Below are 17,042 nucleotides of genomic sequence, written 5' to 3'. Positions count from 1 at the left end.
CGATGTTTGAGATGTTCACCATTTTGCATGACAACGGCATGCTGCTGTTGATGGGGCAATACCCAAACGGTCCGATTGGCGGCGTGCTTTGTACGCTGCTGATCTCGGTGCTGGCGGTGCTGCTGGCGTTTCCGATTGGTGTGCTGCTGGGCCTGGCGCGTCTGTCGCCGTGGCGCTGGCTGAGCTGGCCCGCCACCGGCTGGGTTTACCTGCTGCGCGGCATCCCGCTGATGATGGTAGTGTTCTGGACTTACTTCTGTGTACCGCTGCTGATTGGCCACAACATCAGCGGTTTCGCCACCATGCTGTGTACGCTGGTGATTTATGAGAGTGCCTATATCGCCGAAATCGTGCGCGGCGGCATTCAGGCGCTGCCGCACGGCCAATACGAAGCCTCGCGCGCGCTGGGCATGAGCCACCTGAAAACCCTGCGTCTGGTTATTCTGCCGCAGGCGCTGTTCAACACCCTGCCCAGCCTGGTTAGCCAGCTGGTGTCGATTATCAAAGACAGTACGCTGGGCTATGTGATTAACGTGCCGGAGCTGACCTTTGCCGCCAATCAGGTGAGTAATCAGCTGCTGACCAAACCGTTTCAGGTGTTCGCCATTGTGGCGCTGAGCTACTACCTCATCTGCTTCAGCCTCACCTGGCTGGCCAATAAACTCGAAGCGCACATTGCGCAGAAACGTCGTCAAGCACCGCAGCCAACGCCCAGCGTGGCGCCCGCGGTGATGCTGACTAAAACCTCTTCGCAATAAGGAAACCGCATGGGACCGATGATCATGTTTAATCAGGTTAATAAATGGTACGGCGCGTATCAGGCGCTGACCAACCTGAGCGCCGAAATTAACCCCGGTGAAGTGGTGGTGGTGTGCGGCCCTTCCGGCTCGGGCAAATCGACGCTGATCCGCACCGTTAACCGTTTAGAACCGATCGATGACGGCCAGATTGTGTTTGATGGCACCGATATTCACGGCAGCAGCACGCGCCTCAATCAGCTGCGCACGCGCATCGGCTTTGTGTTTCAGAGCTTCAACCTGTTCCCGCATGTGACGGTGGCCGAGAACATCATGATGTCGCCGATGAAAGTGCTGGGCGTGAAGCGCAGCGAAGCGCGTCGTCAGGCGGGTGAATTGCTGGAGCGTGTGGGCTTAGCGCATAAAGCCGATGCTTATCCGGCGCAGCTTTCCGGCGGCCAGCAGCAGCGCGTGGCGATTGCTCGCGCGCTGGCGATGAAGCCGCCGGTGATGCTGTTCGATGAACCGACCTCGGCGCTCGATCCGGAGATGGTCGGCGAAGTATTGTCGGTGATGCGCGGTCTGGCGCAGGAAGGGATGACGATGATGTGCGTGACCCACGAAATGAACTTTGCCCGTGAGGTGGCGGATACCATCTGGTTTATGGACCAGGGACAGATTCTGGAGAAATCACAACCAGAACAGTTCTTCACCCAGCCGCAGCACCCGCGCGCGCAGCGCTTTCTAAGCGACCTGCGATCGCATTAAGGGGGATATTTTTTCACTATCGCCATTTTTAATTAAAGTTTGGTCCTAACTTGTCGTTCTTCTTTATGCCACCACCAGGAGAAGACCGATGAAAACAGCATTCGTATTATTTTCTGGTTTGCTATTTGCCCAAGCCGTTCTGGCTGAGGGCGGTACCGTTTCTTTTACCGGTGCGATAGTTGAGCCTGCCTGTACGACGACGACCAATAGCCAGCATGCCGCAGTGCAATGTAGCCAGAATGGTGTCGATAAAGTGCGTCAGATTAGATTCAATAAGCAACAGCAGACGCTGCCGTTTCAACTCGGCAATGTCAGCGTGCAATCATCGGGCCATATTAAAGCTGTTGAAGTGATCTATCGGTGAGTCATCACTGACAATTTTCCCCCGCCAGGGGGAAAATTATTTATTGATAGGTCAGAGTGAAAGTCGCGGAACTGTTAGCTGTGCCAGGTGTAATGGTTGCGGTCGTTTGGTAATAACGCGCCTGAAGCGGAATATTATAATTCCCCGCGCTGGCCGAAGTTCCGGCAACAATATTAGCGCCCAGTTGCACAGGCGCATTGTTAAACAGCAGCTGCACGCCCACTCCACTTGCCGTATTGGCACCTGATGTCAGATTTAATACCCCATTGGCGGAGTTTTGGGCATTTCCATCAATCTTCACATTGATGCGGGTGCCGGCATTACAGTTAAGCGGAAGGGTAAAATTACGCGTAAAGCTGGCATCGGGTGAACTGCCCGTCCCACTGAACGCACGCTTATCCACATTGCCCATATTCACGGCGATGGCAGTATTACTGACTGAACACGCCAGCGTTGTGACACTGAAACCATTCATAAGAATAGTCGATTCCGGTGAATGCCAGAACGCCTGGTTGTTGTGCAAAATAAACGATCCTGCCTGCTGCGCGGTGACCATCCCCGATCCGGTTGGTCCGGTTTTATAGAACTGTAGCAACGCTTGCTCGCGCAGAGGTTGTCCCGCCATTAAGCCATTGACCGAACACAGCAACCTATTGTTCGCATTACCATCTCCCGTTTCGGTTCCATCAACCCAGCCACTTGAGTTACTGCAATTGTTCACTGAGATGGCACCGATAGCAAAGCCAATCCCCGCAATATTGGTGCTGTAAATTCGCCGGCCCCCAATGGTCGTGACATAGCTACCGGTGCCTTTTACGCCCACACTTTGAAAAGTCAACGCGGGGGCTGTGTTAGTACAAGTATATGTGTTCACCGCACCCGAGGTGATCTGGCTGCCAATCAACGATCCCACCGGTAAATCCCGTTGAATCACTATCGCAGGAGGAGAAATTGTCGTCGCGGCTGTGGTGGTGGTACAGGTATAAGCCTGCGCAAAGTTAACGTACAACCCAATGAAAAAAATGCTCGGTAATAAAAGAAATAAACGCATAAATGCTTCCTTTAGCGGCACTGTGCCGTCACAGAATTGACACCAAACTGAGCCTTTCCTAACGTAAACGGAGCCTGACATTCGCCGCCCTTCCAGTTCACCTTAACCACGCCCGCTGCGGGCACGCCGCTGAGGTAAACATGTTGTTTGTCATCAACGATGCCATGCGAAAGGGTTTCGCCGTTGGCAACGCTGGCACGTGCGCCGAACGGCACTTGACGCCCACGTAAGGTGACGACCATTTTTGCCCCCGATACCGTGGGATAATTGGCTAATGCTACGGCCCCCTGCGTAGGCACCACTGTTTGGCTGTCACTCAGCAGATCGACGTTATCGCCGAGCGAATTGGCATCAAGCGAAAGCGAGGTGCGGCGATAAGGTGTTACGTTGGGTACGACGGCATAACCTCTGCCATCAGTCAGCACGCCGGTTTGGTTGAGCACGCGAACCGCTTCCGCGTCTTCAGCACGCACTAAGGCCATGGTGTCACCCAACGGCTGGCTCAGAGTCACACCATAGGGATGCACCACAATGCCGCCCGTTGCGCCGTAATTCAGTTGTCGGGTATTCCGCGAGTAGTTATAGCCAGCCTGGTATTCGCCAAAGCGTGCTTTATAGTTGACTGACGCATTGCCATTGGCGCCAACCCCTTGATTGGTGTAACCCTGTTGCACGCTATAGCTCAGGTTATTGTCTGCCAGTGCAGTGCCTGACAACCCCACCGCGCCAGTGGTTTTATCGTGATTGTCGGTGCTGCCCGAGAAGTTCAGCCAGCTTTTGGATAAAAATCGGCCGAAGGGAATCTGCACCGCCAGCGAAAAAATTTGATCGTGGTTGGTGTAGAACGGCGTCTGTGAATAGCTGTAATTAAAGGAGTAATTGATGGCGTTAAAGCTGGTGTTATAGCCCAGCGTCAAACTGCGCTCCTTGTCTGTCACGCCCCAATATTGTTGCTGGTAAGCGGAGAGAAAAAGGCTGCCATAATCACCCAACGATTGATTAACGTTGAGTTGGGATTTACTGCGTCTGTTATGGCTATAACGCCAGTTTCGCCATTCGCGTCGGGCTTGTTCAACTTCATTGCGGTTGTTGGGATTACCCCGGAAACCCGGCGGTAGTGTATTCGCGTAATAGCCATTGGCTTCATTAAAATCGTAATAACCAGAGGTGGAATAACGGTAGCCAGCCAGAGTAAAAGTGGTGCCGCTCATTGCGAAATCTTTTGCATATTGAAAACGAAATGAGCCACCGCGATGAGTTTCTTCCATTAAACGGGCATTGGCGAATGTCCCGTCCAGCGAAATCGAACCCAATAACCCCAGACCTTTCCCCACACCAACCGATGCAGACGTGTAATCACCCGACAGAATAGATCCACCATAAACGGTTGAGCTATAAGGCAAACCATAGATACCTGTGCCTTGTATAAAGCCCGGTTTTTTTGCCGATCCCCCGGTTGAACGATATTGCCCGGCCGTGAAAGCATATTTGAAACGCCCTTCACGCTGCATGATAGGCACCGCAGAAAATGGCTGAACAAACTGTCGGACGCTGCCATTCGCTTCTTTTATTACCACCTCAAGATCGCCACTGGCCGAGGTAGGATAAAGATCATTTATGGCGAAAGGTCCGGGTGGCACATAGGCTTGCCAAATGATGTTACCGTCCTGACGAATGGTAACTTGCGCATTGCTCTGCGCAATGCCTCGTACAACGGGTGCGAATCCTCGTAAGCTCTCGGGCTGCATATTGTCGTCTGAGTAGAGCTGAGCTCCACGAAAGGGGAAGCTATCGAATACCTCTGAGGGTGTATAGCTCTCTCCCAATACCAGCTGGCTTTTCCAGGGTTTGATGTCACGCTGAACGTAGGTATTAATACTGTTCCACTTATCATTACCCTGACTATGGCTATAGGTGGTGTAATTGCGCGCGCGCCAGGCCCCGAGATTGATACCGCTACGCAAATTAAGATACGCGTTGTTATCACTTCCCTGACGATAATCACTCCAGTTATTGGCACCTGAATAGCCATAATTCATAAATAGCGCGTTGACACCATCGTCCCACTCATCTGGGCCAACATACCCTTGTGCGTTATGTCGTACATATTCTTGTGGAATGGAGACGTTTAAGCGTTGCTGGCTTAAATCAAAGCGGGTTTGCGCCTGCGGGATGATGGCAGCGATATTCGTCACTTCCTGCGCAGGTGAGATTTTCACGAAAGCGGGTGTGGCATTCTCTTTCACGCCCCACCGCATAAAATCAGCTTTTATTAATAGGGGCTGCAGACCCTTCGCACCGGGTTCAAAGCGTATGCTTTTTGATCCAACAAAATTGTCGTTCAGGTAAACGTCGGCGTTGTAAACGCCCGCCGCCTGGCCTCCACTGTGGCTAAAAGTGGAAAGATCCAGATTTGCACGCTGGCCGCTGTGTCGTTCCACCGTGTCAGGATCAAAATAATCCTCTGCAGCCACATCATTAATGGATATTGCAGCCAGTATTAACATGTTAAGTAAGGTGCGCTGAAAAGCAGGCCTCAGCGTTAAAGGTATATTTTGTCTCATCGACATGGCCCTCTCCTTTAATCGGTGCCCACTTTTAATGTTTGTTCTGCTGTAATGCCGCCGAAATCATTAATCGCTCGCCAGCTCACCGGATTGCCAACATGCACTTTTTGGCCCAGAACGATTTCCTGTGAAGGCAGCACCATCGGCGGTTTGGTCATGGTTGAACCGTTTACGGTCAGGTCGTAGAGCGAAACGCTGTAAGGCGTGGGATTAAACACCGCGAGTTTTCCCTCACGCTGGCGAAATTTGAGCCGGGTAAAAGCCAATGCGGGATCGCCGCTTAACTCTGCGGGCCGGTAAAATAACTTCATCTTGTTTTTAATGGTGATAACGAGATCGTTAGTGGCCTGACGATTGACCGTCGGGATGATCTTGATATTCAACCAGTGCACGGATTCCTGATCGTCTGGCAACGTGTGGCCACTGTAGATAACGCGCACCGAATTCTGGCTATGCGGCTCAAGGCGGAAGAGCGGGGGCGTAGTGATGAAAGTGTCATCAGCGGTATCACTCTCTTCCTGACCGCTAACCCAGGATTGAATCAAATAGGGACGATCGTCTGGATTAGTCACACTTATCGCGGCCAGCTTGTTTTTACCGTCATAAACCAGGCGTGTGCCACCAATCTGCACACCAGACTGAGCCATAGGCGACAGGCACAAAAGTGCCATGGCCAATGGCCAAAGACTTTTTTTAAACATCCATCTCTCTCCGTGACGAAAGAAAGAGCCGCATGACGCGGCTCTGAAACTACTTAGTTGTAAGCAATGGTGAAGGTCGCCGTGGAGTTTGCTGTACCCGCAGTAACTGGCGTGGCCGTAGCGTAATATTTCGCTATGTAGGTCAGTACATTAGGGCCGGCTGCCGTGATTGGACGATCAGCCGATTTGCTGGCGATAGGGATGAGAGTGGAACTGTCTTGCTCATACAGCGCGACACCCACATTAGTGGCAGTTTGCCCTGAGTTCAGAGCGAGGATTTGGTTATTTCCCGCAGAGGTTGCGCCATCGAAACGTACGCTGGCCGAGGTTACCGCAGCAGGACAACTTGTCAGATTAATGTTGAAGCGAGTCGGTGCCGCGGTGACACCGGCTCCGGTGAAGGTTTTGCTCGAAACGGTGCCCAGATTCACGGTTTGGTTGGCAGAGCCAGTATCCACCGTGCAAGCGTTATCGGTAATTGTACCCGTGAAATTAATCGTGCCATCAGCAGCAGTTGTCGTGCCAATAAATCCAAGAGAAGCCGTAATTGCAACCAATACTGCGAACTTGCTTTTCATGATTAAGCCTCAAAAATCGTCATAAAAAATGTCTCTGCTAAAGCAATGAAGGTTCATTTCCACAGCAGAAGAAACATTAATCGAAGTAATGTTGGAGCCCTTCGACCGCTTTAAGTAAATGACAATTTTCAGGCTATTGAAAGTTTTTTTGATTATTCGTGCTTAATTTGAAATATAACCCTAAAAAAATTAGCGCGACGGTCAATTTACAGATCTTTGATCTTTTTTAAGATCTTTTTTTAGAATAAAAAACTTAACATTTGCATTTTAACGATCTAAAGATCTAAAAAACTACTTAAGACAGTATTTTGTTCGATCGAGACAAAATTCAGTATCCTCAAGATATGTCTGCAATTGCCGCCGGAAAGGCTAAATATCGCGAGATGATGCTTACACCACCAAAACAAAGGCGGTTATTATTCATACGCTTCTTATAACGCCGGCTTAACTATTACAGAAATAAAACTGTTATATTACGTTGCGTTAATTGCACGTTTAGTGATTATTTAATCTGGGGAGAATGAAAATGCGCTCTTGATAAAGAGCGCGTAGAGGGGTGAAAAATTACTCAAAAAATCGAGTTAACTTTTATTTCAATTGGCAGTGAATTCTGCAGTTTCGAGGGTCTAAAAGCGACCGAGGAAGATTGAGTCATTAACGCCCTCTTGCTCCGCACATGAGCAAGGCCCATTCACCACGCTATCCATATGGCTCCCGCATCCGCAGACTTCACGCACTGCTCCACCCATCGCACGCCCATCAAACCGGCATGCGCGCCCGGATACCAGAAGTCTTTCAGGAATGCCTGATCGCCACGATCGGTGGCATCCATTGCCAGCGCAAAACGGCGATAGAGATTGGACCAGGCTTCAAACAATCCTTCCGGATGTCCGCCGCCAATACGGTCGTCAGCCAGCGCACTCGGATGCAGATAACCCATGCCGCGCTCGAGAATCTGCACCGGCTCGCCCTGCACTTCATAGCGCAGCTGATTCGGCTGCTCATCCCACCACTCCAGGCTGGCTTTCTCGCCGATCACCCGCACCTTCTGGCCGTGCATCGAACCGCAGTTCACCGCCGATGCCCACATAGTGCCGACTGCGCCGTTGTCGTACTCCATCATCACGAAGGCGTTATCCTCCAGCGGCGCACGGGTTTTGACAAAGCTTTGGCGGCTGCACAGCAGGCGTTTGATCTGCAGATGCGGCACCATGGTTTCGGCGATAAACAGCGGATGCGTCGCCAAATCGCCCAGCACATAGCTCGGCCCGACGAAGCGCGGATCGACGCGCCACTTGGTGCTTTCGTTCTGCAATTCAACCGCTTCGTTATGGAAGCCGTGCGCGAACTGCATGTTGATGATGCGGATCTCACCCAGCAAACCTGCGGCAATCATCTCGCGTGCCTGATGAATCAGCTGATGTCCGGCGTAACCATAAGTCACACCGATGATTTTCTTCTTCTCAGCACACAGCTGTTCCAGCTCATCGGCCTCGGCAGCGGTGAAGCACAGCGGCTTCTCACACACCACATGGAGACCCGCATTCAGTGCGGCGCGGCAGATGGCGAAGTGCGTGTTATTGGGTGTGGCGATCGACACCGCTTCGATGCCGTCCGGACGCGCCGCTTCTGCCGCAAACAGGGTTTCGTAATCTGCGTAGCAGCGATCGGCTTCGATACCCAGCGAAGTGCCAAAGGCGCGGCCGCGCTCGGCGTTGATATCGAATGCGCCCGCCAGCAGCGTGAAGTTGTTATCACGCGTGGCCGCCGAACGGTGAATGTAACCAATCTGGCTGGTGCCGCCACCGCCAACCATGCCCCAGCGCAGCGAGCGATCCAGAGCCTTAATGCCGTTGATCATGTTGTTCTCCTCAGAATCCGACCGATTGCAAATAGTGCAGGCTGGCGGTGACGTCACGCAGGCTGGTGTCGGCATCACGCGGATCGCGCTCCTGCTCGACGGTGATCCAGCCCTGATAATTGCGCTCCGCCAGGAAGGCGCGCACCGCTGGATAATCAATTGCCCCTTTGCCAATCGGGCACATCACGCCTTCTGCGCAGGCGGCAAAGAAATCGACGCCGCGCGCAATCACGTCGCGCCATACCGCATCGTTAACGTCTTTGAAGTGCAGATAATCGATGTGATCCCAGTAGCGGCTGAGGTAAGGAATCGGATCCATGCCGGAGTAGTACAGATGGCCGGTATCGAGGCACAAACCAGCGACTTCATGCGGAATGTCTTCCACCAGCTGTTGCAGCTCGTCGGCGAACTCAATGCAGCCACCGGCATGCGGATGGATCACCGCACGCACACCGTATTCGTTCCAGGCAATCTGGCTCAGCGTGGTGATGTGCTGCATCATGCGCTGCCACGCTTCAGCTGACAGGCGCGGCGCCTTGGCGGATTGACCAGCGTATTTGGCGCGTTCTGGATTACCGAAGTCGATAATCACCAGATAAGGTGCGGGTTTGTTGTCCGCATGGGTTTTGGTCGCGGTCGGTACCAGAGACAGGTTGCGACAGATGTTGTGCGTCAGCTCAACCGTCGCCGGAAAATTGGCTTCACTCACCAAATCATCAAAAATGGTGCCCGCCACCAGCGACAAGTCGTGCGCTTCCAGCTGCTGACGCAGTTCGGCAGGCTCAACCGGCAGATAGCTCCATGGGCCCAGCTCAATGCTTTTATAACCGGCCTGCGACGCTTCACTCAGGACTTTCTGCCACGGCGGCAGGAAGGGATTTTTCGGGTCATCAACGCCCCAGCTACAGGGCGCGTTAGCAATATGGATAGTCATGATCGTTCCTTGCGGTAGTGGATGGCGCAAGTATCAAATAAATATTTCATCACCAACAACCATGAAACATTCATTTTTTGATAGCGATCATAGTATTTCGCATCATTAAAATGATAGAAAATATATCAAATACAGCAACGACGCGGCCTACAGGTTTTCACGCGTGACGATATCAAACGGCAGGATGATCTGGGAGAAATGATCGCCCGGCTGCGCATGATGCTGCTGCACCATCTGCGCCAGGCGCATGGCCATTTCGTCGATGCGGTTGCGGATCATCACCGTAATGGTGCCATCAATCAGCGCCAGCTCGCCCTCTTTCACCGGACCATGACATATCAACGCCACCTTACGCTGCGGCTGCTGGCGCAACGCATGAATCACGCCCTCAATGCCGCCGCAAGGCGCGAAGATCAGTGCCAAATCGGCATGTTCTTCCAGTAACTGACGCGTGGAACGGTAGCCGCCATCAATCGATTCATTGGTTTTCAGCGGCTCCAGCACGCGTCGCGCGCTGTCCTGCTCACGCAGATAGGAGCGGAAACTGATCTCATTGCTCTCCTGACAGATAAAGCGATGGTCGCCCACCAGCACGCCGACCGAACCCGGCTGATGCAACAGGTGCGTGGCAATCCACGCGGCGGTGCGTCCGGCTTTCTGGTTATCCAGACCGACATAACCGGCGTGACCGCACGGCGAAAAGTTGGAAAACAGCGCATAAACCCGCACGCCCTGACGCGATATGTTTTCTATCGCATGGCGAATCAGCGGGTGGTCCAGCGCGACTAAGCCAATCGCATCCACCTGCCCGGCCAGCGCATACAGCGAGGCCACCACCGCTTCCACATCATCAATGTCGTGCCAGGTAAAAAGCGGTTCGCTGCCTGCCGGATGAAACGGCTGCGTATGCTGGCGCAGCGCATCAGTGAGGGAATGATAGAACGAGTAGGATTTTGACAGCAGGATAAAGCCCATGCGCAGCGTCACGCTGGCGGCAGGCGCGGTGCCGCTCAGCAGCGGCACATTGCCGATGCGATAACCGAGGCGATTAGCGGCTTCCAGCACCTTCTGCTCCGTTGCAGCGCGCACCGGTGCACGACGATTTAACACGCGATCGACGGTCGCCACGCCAACCCCGGCGGCGGCGGCAATCGCGGTCATGGTGATTTTACTCATGCGCTACTTCCCTAAATGAAATGATAATAAATTATCAAAAATAATGCCTTAACCTGCGGTAAATCACCAATCATCCCGCACAGAAATCATCAGTAATTGGCTTAGAGTGATAGAGAATCTCTCATTATTTTGATCGCTCTCGCAAAAATGAAATAACTCATTTCATCTTAATACCATTCAGAATGAATGTTTGATATTCATGTGCGTATTCAAAGCGGTCCGGCTGATGGTTTCACATCAGAATACGTGATGAAGCGCGTAAAAAGATCAGTATGGTCATCATCAAAGTCCGCACCGCTTAACGCTCAGGAGAAAACAATGAAAATCGCTTTTGATGTGGATGTAATCAGGGATCTCGGCATCACGCGCATGGTGCATCAGGTGGCGGAATGGGGCTACAAGTACATCGAGCAGTCGCCGCACCCGCAGATCAACCCGTTTTATAAACATCCGAAAGCCAGCCGTGAAATCATGCGCGAATACAAAAACGCGCTGAATGCCACCGGGCTGGAGATCTCCTCGTTCATTACCGTATATCGCTGGTCTGGCCCGGATGAACTGCGTCGTCAGGCGGCGGTGAAGAACTGGAAACGCATAATCGAGATTGCCGTCGAAATGGGTGTGCAGGTGATCAACACCGAGCTGTCGGGCAATCCCAACGAGCCAGAAATTTGTGAAGAGATGTTCTATCGTTCGATGGAAGAGCTGCTGCCGATCATCGAACGTGAAGGCATCCGCGTCGAAATTCAGGCGCATCCGTGGGATTTCTGCGAGCAAAGCAACGAAACTGCAGACATTGTGAAGTCGTTCCGCAGCGAAAACGTGAAATACATCTACAGCGCACCGCACACCTTCTATTACGACAAAGGTGTGGGCGATGTGAAGAACATGCTGCATTACGCCGGCGACGATCTTTCACATATGCTGATCGCCGATACCATGAACCACACCAAGCACTGCCGTTATATCGTCAACCCGCCAGGCGTGGATGCCACCATCCACCAGCACGTGGCGGTCGGTGAAGGCGAAGTGAATTTTGATGCGCTGTTTGAAGCACTGCGCGAGATGAATTTTGCCAACCGCACCTTTAAGGTTGGCGGCGAGTCGATTATCTCGGCGGCGCTGTTCGGTTATCCGGAGAAGATGAAGTATCAGGCGGTGGAAACCCGCGAGCTGATTGAGCGTGAGCTGTTGGGATAGTTGAGTGCGCGCTGATGCCCTCACCCTAACTCTCTCCCACCTGGAGAGGGAACGGGATGGTGCGGCTTGCTCGATCGGTCCCTTCTCCCGCTGGCGGGAGAAGGTTAGGATGAGGGCCCGCTCTATTGGAATGCACGTAACATGAAAGCAGTGACGCTGGCCGAGCTGGCAAAACAACTGGGCGTCGGTGTCGCCACGGTTGACCGGGTACTCAACGATCGCGGTGGCGTATCGCCCGCCATGAGCAAAAAAATCCTGCAGGCAGCGCGTGACGCCGGTTTAAAACGCATTCTGCCCGAGGAGCATCGCCATCCGTGGCAGATCGAAGTGCTGCTCAGCGGCAACGCCTCCTTCTTCTTTCAGCAATTAGCGCAAGACTTTGCCAAACTCGCCGACCAGCTCGGTTATCGCCGCCTGCGTCTGCATCGCACGCTGATCCCGGAAAATGCACCGGAAAAACTCGCCGCACACATCACCGCCAGCAGTAAAAAGATGGATGCGCTGATCGTCTTCGCCCATCAAAACCCGCTGATCTACGATGCGCTCGCCGCCTGTAAAGCGCGCGGCGTGCCGGTGATCACGCTGGTCGCCGATCTGCCCGATGCCGCGCGGCTGTGCCACGTCGGTATCGATCAATACAAAGCCGGGCGCACCGCCGGTTTGATGCTCGGCAGCATGCTGTCGCAGCCGGGTGAAGTGGTGTTGATGAGCGGACGCGCGGATTACGCAGCCCACCGCCTGCGCATTGAGGGCTTTCAGGCGGTGCTGGCCGAACGCTTTCCGCAGCTGCGCCTGCGCGAGATTCTTGCCGGTCAGGATGAGCGCGAACGCATCAGCCGCCTGTTAGAAAAAACGCTGGCCGCCTCGCCGCCGATTGTCGGGCTGTATAACACCGGCATTGGCAACACGCAGGTGCACGAAGCGCTGGCGCGTCATCGTCTCGACGGTAAAGTGCTGTACGTCACGCACGAGTTGTACAGCACTACACGCCGACTGTTACAGGATCGCGTGCTGAACCTCACCCTCGATCAAAACACCCTGCGCCATGCTCAGCTCGCCTTAACGCTGATGCTGCGGCATCTGGAAGAGGGCGACATTCCCGACACCTATCAGCCTGGTAGAGTGGACTTTATGCTGTATACGCAAGAGAACTTTACATAATCGGACTTTGCGTCCCACCGCCAGCGCGGTTAAATCGCCTGTATCACGCGCTGCTACACTCAGTAGCAGCAAAAATACAATCACAACAAGGCGAAACCACTATGTCGGAACATCAGTATCAGCCCGCGAAAGTCTGGACCTGGGACCCGGAAGCCAAAGGTAACGGCGCGAAAACCAACCGTCCAACCGCCGGGCCGACGCATGACAAAACCTTGCCGGTCGGCAAACATCCGCTGCAGCTATACTCGCTCGGCACGCCAAACGGCCAGAAAATTACTATCCTGCTGGAAGAGTTACTGGCGGTGGGTGCCAAAGACGCCGAGTACGATGCCTGGCTGATCCGTATCGGCGATGGCGATCAGTTCTCCAGCGGTTTTGTCGATGTAAACCCGAACTCGAAAATCCCGGCGCTGAGCGACCATTCCGTCACGCCACCGCAGCGCGTATTTGAATCCGGCAATATCCTGCTCTATCTGGCCGAGAAGTTCGGTCACTTCCTGCCGACCTCGCTGGCAGGCCGCACCGAAACCCTGAACTGGCTGTTCTGGCTGCAAGGTTCTGCGCCGTATCTCGGCGGCGGCTTTGGTCACTTCTATCACTACGCGCCCGAGAAAATCGAATACGCCATCAACCGCTTCACGCTGGAAGCCAAGCGTCAGCTGGACGTGCTGGATCGCCAGCTGGCCGACCATCGCTTCCTCGCCGGTGACGAATACACCATCGCCGATATCGCCACCTGGCCGTGGTACGGCAATCTGGTGCTGAACAACCAATATGGCGGCAGCGAATTCCTTGATGTGCAGTCGTACAAAAATGTGGTGCGCTGGGCAAAAGAGATTGCCGAGCGTCCGGCGGTGATTCGCGGGCGTAAAGTGAATCGCGCCTTTGGTGCCGAGCCGCAGGATCAGCTGCTGGAGCGCCATGATGCCGCCGATTTCGATAACAACACTGAAGACAAACGCCAGGCGCGAGGAGAGAAATAATGGCTGCATATGTGGTGTTTATTAAGGACGAAACCTTAGACCAGGACGAGATGGCGACGTATGCCGAGAAAGCCGGACAGGCGCGCGGCGACCATCCCATCACCCCGCTGGCGTTTTATGGCGCCCTGGAAACGCTGGAAGGCCCGGAAGCGGAAGGCGTGGTGGTGCTCGAATTCCCGGATGCTGAGGCGGCGAAAGGCTGGTATTTCAGCCCGGCGTATCAGGAAGCCAAAGCGCATCGCCTGAAAGGCGCGAAATACCGCGTGCTGCTGGTTAATGGCGTAGAGTAATTAACGTAAGGTCGCCATTCATGGCGACCTTTGCAAAGGTCACGCTTACCCCAACTTAAATAACGAAATCGCCTGCTTCAGCGCATTGGCCTGCTGCTGTTGCTGCTGCGCCACTTGTAGCGTTTCGGCCACGTGCTGCACGTTATGATGTACGCTGTGATCAATGCTATTGATGCTCTGCTGAATCTGCTCAATGCTCAAATTCTGCTGCTCACTCATCGCCGACAGTTCTGTCACCAGCTGCGATAACCCGCTAATACTGCTGTGAATCTCGCGCATGGTTTGCGCCGCATGCTCCACCTGCACGGTGCCGTGTTCGGTGCTGGTGGAACTGGCATCCATCAATTGACGGATTTCGCGTGCCGCACTTTCGCTGCGCATCGCCAGATTACGCACTTCGCTGGCGACCACGGCAAAACCGCGTCCCTGATTACCGGCACGCGCCGCTTCCACCGAGGCGTTCAGCGACAGAATGTTGGTTTGAAACGCAATGCCGTCGATCAGCTCCAGGATGATCTTCACCCTTCTCGACTCTTCGCTGATTTTCTCCATCGAGCGAATCGCCGACTGGATATTCTCTTCACCACGCGTCGCCACCGCGCGGGTTTCACTCGCCAGCTCGCACGCGCTTTGCGCTTTGTCCCGGGTTAAGCTGGCAGCGATACTGATTTCGCTCATAGCGCTGGCCGCCACTTCCAGCGCTTGCGCCTGCTCGTCGGTACGCGTCGAGAGCGCGGCGTTGCGCTCCAGAATGCTGTCGGATTCCGCCAGCAGTTGACCGACGCCGTCGCTGACCTGATGCAAAGTGCCGTGTAGGGTCCCAAGCGTAGTACTGAAGGTGCGCGCGAACGGCGTTTCACTCTGCTGAGTATCGGCACGCAGCGTGAGATAACCGGCTTGCTGATTAATGTGTGCCGCCAGTTGCGCCACTTCGCTGGCCGAGCGCGCATCCGCTGCCATCTGGCGTGCAATCACCAGCAGCATCGCGGTTTGCACCACGACAAACAGCGCGTGGAAAAACACCATGTCCCAGCCGGGATGATGAAACACCACCACGCCAAACAGATCATTTTCCTGCAGAGAATTGAATAACATATGATGCGTGGCTGCCGCCGCAGCGCCCATCACTAACGGGCGCACATCTCGCCACGCCAGCAGCGCCGACATCAACACAAACACTGAGAAGTGGTACTCGGTTGCGCCACCGCCAACCTGAATAAGCAGCCCAGCCCAGCCGATTAACAGCGCGGATAAGACCAGCCGCGACGTGAGCGTACCGCGCAGCGCGGTGCCGAAAAACGTCGCCAGCAGCGCCAATACCAAACCCGCAATTAGCGCCACCAGCACGCTGTCATTAAACCAGCCAACGCCAAGTGCAATCGGCAACAGCGCCCAACTGAGGAACACCGCCAGGCTATCCGCGCGCTGTGCGATACGTTTGAGCGAAACCATCTCCACCGGCGAAGCCGCCGGGCCTGACAAGGGCGTTGCGATCATGACATTTTTCCACACCAGAAGTTGATCGTAGAGCCCCAAAATCGTGGGGCAAAGCGCACGGACTCAGTGGTAAAAAACATCGGCAAGGCGGGAGGAAAGTTTAGTTGTGCTGATTAACGACGCGCAGAGCTGTGAGTATGATTACCTAAACCATGCAACACAATTTCATTCCCTTCAGCGTAGAAAGCGATAGACTTGTTAGCAATGAATGCTCTCAGAACATTAACGGATAGATGCTAACTATGGATTCACCTTGCACTCTCAGCGTCCTGGTCACGGCTCACAATTGCGAAAAATACATTGTTGAGACGTTAAACAGCCTCAAAAAGGCCTGCTCTGGCGTTGAGGATGCGGTCGAGGTTGTGTTGGTGAATGACGCATCCACAGATAACACCAGCGCGTTGCTGCACAGCTTTGCCGCTTCATTCAGCCAGGTGAAAATCTTTGACGTGATGTTCCGTAACATCGGCAAAGTGAGAAATTTCGGCGTCAGCAAATGCAGCGGCCACTTTGTCACGATGCTGGATGGTGACGATCAGCTTTTGCCGAACTCTTTTGCTGACATAGTGCAGTTTTTGCAGGCGCAACAACCCGATATTCTGCTGGCGCCGCTGAATGAAATTTATGAAAAGAAGACCAAACTACAACAGTGGAAAGGTTTGCAGGTTAACGCCTTGTCGCAACATCAGGTGATTGAAAAATTCCTCATCCATCGTGATATTCAGGCGCATTTTATCGGTCAGTTTATTAAACGCTCGCTGTTGGAAGATAACCATTTCCCTGACTTCAGTTGCTACGAAGATGCGTATTTATTCCCCTCGATTCTGAAAGCCAGTCAGACGATATTTTTAGCGAAGCAGAGCCCGTATCTCTATTTCAAACGAGAAAAAAGTCTCTCCAGCGCGCTGGATGCCGATAAAATATCGATGCTGATCAAAGCCACGCAACAGATGGATAATGTGCTCGGTGAAAGCTACCGCAACCTGCTCGCTTGTCACTGGATCAATCTGGCGCATAAGTTTTATCCGCTGATTAACGATGAACATGAGAAACAGGTGGTGAAGCAGGCGATTGAAAACGTCTCTTTCGTTTCATTTTTGCTGGACAGTAAAGTCAGATTTAGTTTGAAGAAAAAATATCTGAGAATGAAATTGCGGAGAATGAACTGAAGCGT

At 53.5% G+C, this 17,042-nt stretch carries 16 protein-coding genes; 8 read left to right on the top strand and 8 right to left on the bottom strand.

Translation table 11 applies throughout. The features are described from left to right. Positions 1–2: 2 nt before the first annotated feature. The 3 genes from FCN45_RS02070 (at position 3) to FCN45_RS02060 (ending at position 1,869) form a co-directional block, all read left to right on the top strand. The gene (locus FCN45_RS02070; protein WP_137385021.1) at positions 3–758 is read left to right on the top strand and encodes an amino acid ABC transporter permease; all 756 of its coding nucleotides are present in this window, start codon (positions 3–5) and stop codon (positions 756–758) included. A gap of 9 nt (positions 759–767) precedes the next feature. Next, positions 768–1,505 carry an amino acid ABC transporter ATP-binding protein gene (locus FCN45_RS02065; RefSeq protein WP_101762314.1) on the top strand — a complete coding sequence of 246 codons (738 nt, stop codon included), beginning with the start codon at positions 768–770 and terminating at the stop codon, positions 1,503–1,505. Between the two features lie 88 nt (positions 1,506–1,593). After that, the gene (locus tag FCN45_RS02060; RefSeq protein ID WP_101762315.1) at positions 1,594–1,869 is read left to right on the top strand and encodes a hypothetical protein; all 276 of its coding nucleotides are present in this window, start codon (positions 1,594–1,596) and stop codon (positions 1,867–1,869) included. 40 nt (positions 1,870–1,909) lie between these two features. On the opposite strand, the gene FCN45_RS02055 is transcribed toward FCN45_RS02060, so the two are convergent. From FCN45_RS02055 to FCN45_RS02025, 7 genes are all read right to left on the bottom strand, one after another. Further along, on the bottom strand, positions 1,910–2,920 hold the full coding sequence (locus tag FCN45_RS02055; RefSeq protein WP_137385020.1) for a fimbrial protein: 1,011 nt from the start codon (positions 2,918–2,920) through the stop codon (positions 1,910–1,912). A gap of 11 nt (positions 2,921–2,931) precedes the next feature. After that, the gene (locus tag FCN45_RS02050; RefSeq protein WP_137385019.1) at positions 2,932–5,490 is read right to left on the bottom strand and encodes a fimbria/pilus outer membrane usher protein; all 2,559 of its coding nucleotides are present in this window, start codon (positions 5,488–5,490) and stop codon (positions 2,932–2,934) included. Between the two features lie 11 nt (positions 5,491–5,501). Beyond that, a complete protein-coding gene (locus FCN45_RS02045; protein WP_137385018.1) occupies positions 5,502–6,188 on the bottom strand; it encodes a molecular chaperone in 687 nt (228 codons plus the stop codon). A gap of 53 nt (positions 6,189–6,241) precedes the next feature. Further along, complete coding sequence (locus tag FCN45_RS02040) at positions 6,242–6,766, bottom strand: fimbrial protein (protein ID WP_101762319.1); 525 nt, start codon at positions 6,764–6,766, stop codon at positions 6,242–6,244. Between the two features lie 691 nt (positions 6,767–7,457). Beyond that, on the bottom strand, positions 7,458–8,627 hold the full coding sequence (locus FCN45_RS02035) for a Gfo/Idh/MocA family protein (RefSeq protein ID WP_137385017.1): 1,170 nt from the start codon (positions 8,625–8,627) through the stop codon (positions 7,458–7,460). 10 nt (positions 8,628–8,637) lie between these two features. Further along, on the bottom strand, positions 8,638–9,561 hold the full coding sequence (locus FCN45_RS02030) for a TIM barrel protein (protein ID WP_137385016.1): 924 nt from the start codon (positions 9,559–9,561) through the stop codon (positions 8,638–8,640). A gap of 147 nt (positions 9,562–9,708) precedes the next feature. Next, on the bottom strand, positions 9,709–10,737 hold the full coding sequence (locus FCN45_RS02025) for a LacI family DNA-binding transcriptional regulator (protein WP_101762324.1): 1,029 nt from the start codon (positions 10,735–10,737) through the stop codon (positions 9,709–9,711). 318 nt (positions 10,738–11,055) lie between these two features. Between FCN45_RS02025 and FCN45_RS02020 the strand changes: the two genes are divergently transcribed. The 4 genes from FCN45_RS02020 (at position 11,056) to FCN45_RS02005 (ending at position 14,371) form a co-directional block, all read left to right on the top strand. Continuing rightward, the gene (locus tag FCN45_RS02020; RefSeq protein ID WP_137385015.1) at positions 11,056–11,937 is read left to right on the top strand and encodes a sugar phosphate isomerase/epimerase family protein; all 882 of its coding nucleotides are present in this window, start codon (positions 11,056–11,058) and stop codon (positions 11,935–11,937) included. A 141-nt stretch (positions 11,938–12,078) separates the two neighbouring features. Continuing rightward, the gene (locus FCN45_RS02015) at positions 12,079–13,098 is read left to right on the top strand and encodes a LacI family DNA-binding transcriptional regulator (RefSeq protein WP_137385014.1); all 1,020 of its coding nucleotides are present in this window, start codon (positions 12,079–12,081) and stop codon (positions 13,096–13,098) included. Between the two features lie 101 nt (positions 13,099–13,199). Next, positions 13,200–14,081, top strand: coding sequence for a glutathione-dependent disulfide-bond oxidoreductase (gene yghU, locus FCN45_RS02010; RefSeq protein ID WP_137385013.1), 882 nt, complete (start codon positions 13,200–13,202; stop codon positions 14,079–14,081). Further along, on the top strand, positions 14,081–14,371 hold the full coding sequence (locus FCN45_RS02005; RefSeq protein ID WP_110868107.1) for a DUF1330 domain-containing protein: 291 nt from the start codon (positions 14,081–14,083) through the stop codon (positions 14,369–14,371). The genes yghU and FCN45_RS02005 overlap by 1 nt, the downstream gene beginning before the upstream one ends. Positions 14,372–14,416: 45 nt before the next feature. Here the strand turns inward: FCN45_RS02005 and FCN45_RS02000 are convergent, their stop codons facing one another. Continuing rightward, on the bottom strand, positions 14,417–15,868 hold the full coding sequence (locus FCN45_RS02000; protein ID WP_137385012.1) for a methyl-accepting chemotaxis protein: 1,452 nt from the start codon (positions 15,866–15,868) through the stop codon (positions 14,417–14,419). Positions 15,869–16,101: 233 nt separating this feature from the next. Between FCN45_RS02000 and FCN45_RS01995 the strand changes: the two genes are divergently transcribed. Continuing rightward, positions 16,102–17,037: a glycosyltransferase family 2 protein gene (locus FCN45_RS01995; protein ID WP_110868109.1), complete on the top strand. Its 936-nt coding sequence runs from the start codon at positions 16,102–16,104 to the stop codon at positions 17,035–17,037. Positions 17,038–17,042 lie beyond the last annotated feature (5 nt).

This window comes from Pantoea sp. SO10, assembly GCF_005281435.1.
Taxonomy (GTDB): Bacteria; Pseudomonadota; Gammaproteobacteria; order Enterobacterales; family Enterobacteriaceae; genus Pantoea; species Pantoea leporis.
The sequence above is the reverse complement of the archived record's forward strand: the minus strand, read 5'-3'. Positions and strand labels throughout refer to the sequence as shown.

Bases quoted from the DNA above. Each gene is read 5' to 3' on its own strand.
- FCN45_RS02065 (WP_101762314.1), top strand. From the start codon at position 768: ATGGGACCGATGATCATGTTTAATCAGGTTAATAAATGGTACGGCGCG.
- FCN45_RS02070 (WP_137385021.1), top strand. From the start codon at position 3: ATGTTTGAGATGTTCACCATTTTGCATGACAACGGCATGCTGCTGTTG.
- FCN45_RS02055 (WP_137385020.1), bottom strand. From the start codon at position 2,920: ATGCGTTTATTTCTTTTATTACCGAGCATTTTTTTCATTGGGTTGTAC.
- FCN45_RS02030 (WP_137385016.1), bottom strand. From the start codon at position 9,561: ATGACTATCCATATTGCTAACGCGCCCTGTAGCTGGGGCGTTGATGAC.
- FCN45_RS02020 (WP_137385015.1), top strand. From the start codon at position 11,056: ATGAAAATCGCTTTTGATGTGGATGTAATCAGGGATCTCGGCATCACG.
- FCN45_RS02000 (WP_137385012.1), bottom strand. From the start codon at position 15,868: ATGATCGCAACGCCCTTGTCAGGCCCGGCGGCTTCGCCGGTGGAGATG.
- FCN45_RS02050 (WP_137385019.1), bottom strand. From the start codon at position 5,490: ATGTCGATGAGACAAAATATACCTTTAACGCTGAGGCCTGCTTTTCAG.
- FCN45_RS02060 (WP_101762315.1), top strand. From the start codon at position 1,594: ATGAAAACAGCATTCGTATTATTTTCTGGTTTGCTATTTGCCCAAGCC.
- FCN45_RS02045 (WP_137385018.1), bottom strand. From the start codon at position 6,188: ATGTTTAAAAAAAGTCTTTGGCCATTGGCCATGGCACTTTTGTGCCTG.
- FCN45_RS02035 (WP_137385017.1), bottom strand. From the start codon at position 8,627: ATGATCAACGGCATTAAGGCTCTGGATCGCTCGCTGCGCTGGGGCATG.
- FCN45_RS01995 (WP_110868109.1), top strand. From the start codon at position 16,102: ATGCTAACTATGGATTCACCTTGCACTCTCAGCGTCCTGGTCACGGCT.
- FCN45_RS02015 (WP_137385014.1), top strand. From the start codon at position 12,079: ATGAAAGCAGTGACGCTGGCCGAGCTGGCAAAACAACTGGGCGTCGGT.
- FCN45_RS02040 (WP_101762319.1), bottom strand. From the start codon at position 6,766: ATGAAAAGCAAGTTCGCAGTATTGGTTGCAATTACGGCTTCTCTTGGA.
- FCN45_RS02025 (WP_101762324.1), bottom strand. From the start codon at position 10,737: ATGAGTAAAATCACCATGACCGCGATTGCCGCCGCCGCCGGGGTTGGC.
- yghU (WP_137385013.1), top strand. From the start codon at position 13,200: ATGTCGGAACATCAGTATCAGCCCGCGAAAGTCTGGACCTGGGACCCG.
- FCN45_RS02005 (WP_110868107.1), top strand. From the start codon at position 14,081: ATGGCTGCATATGTGGTGTTTATTAAGGACGAAACCTTAGACCAGGAC.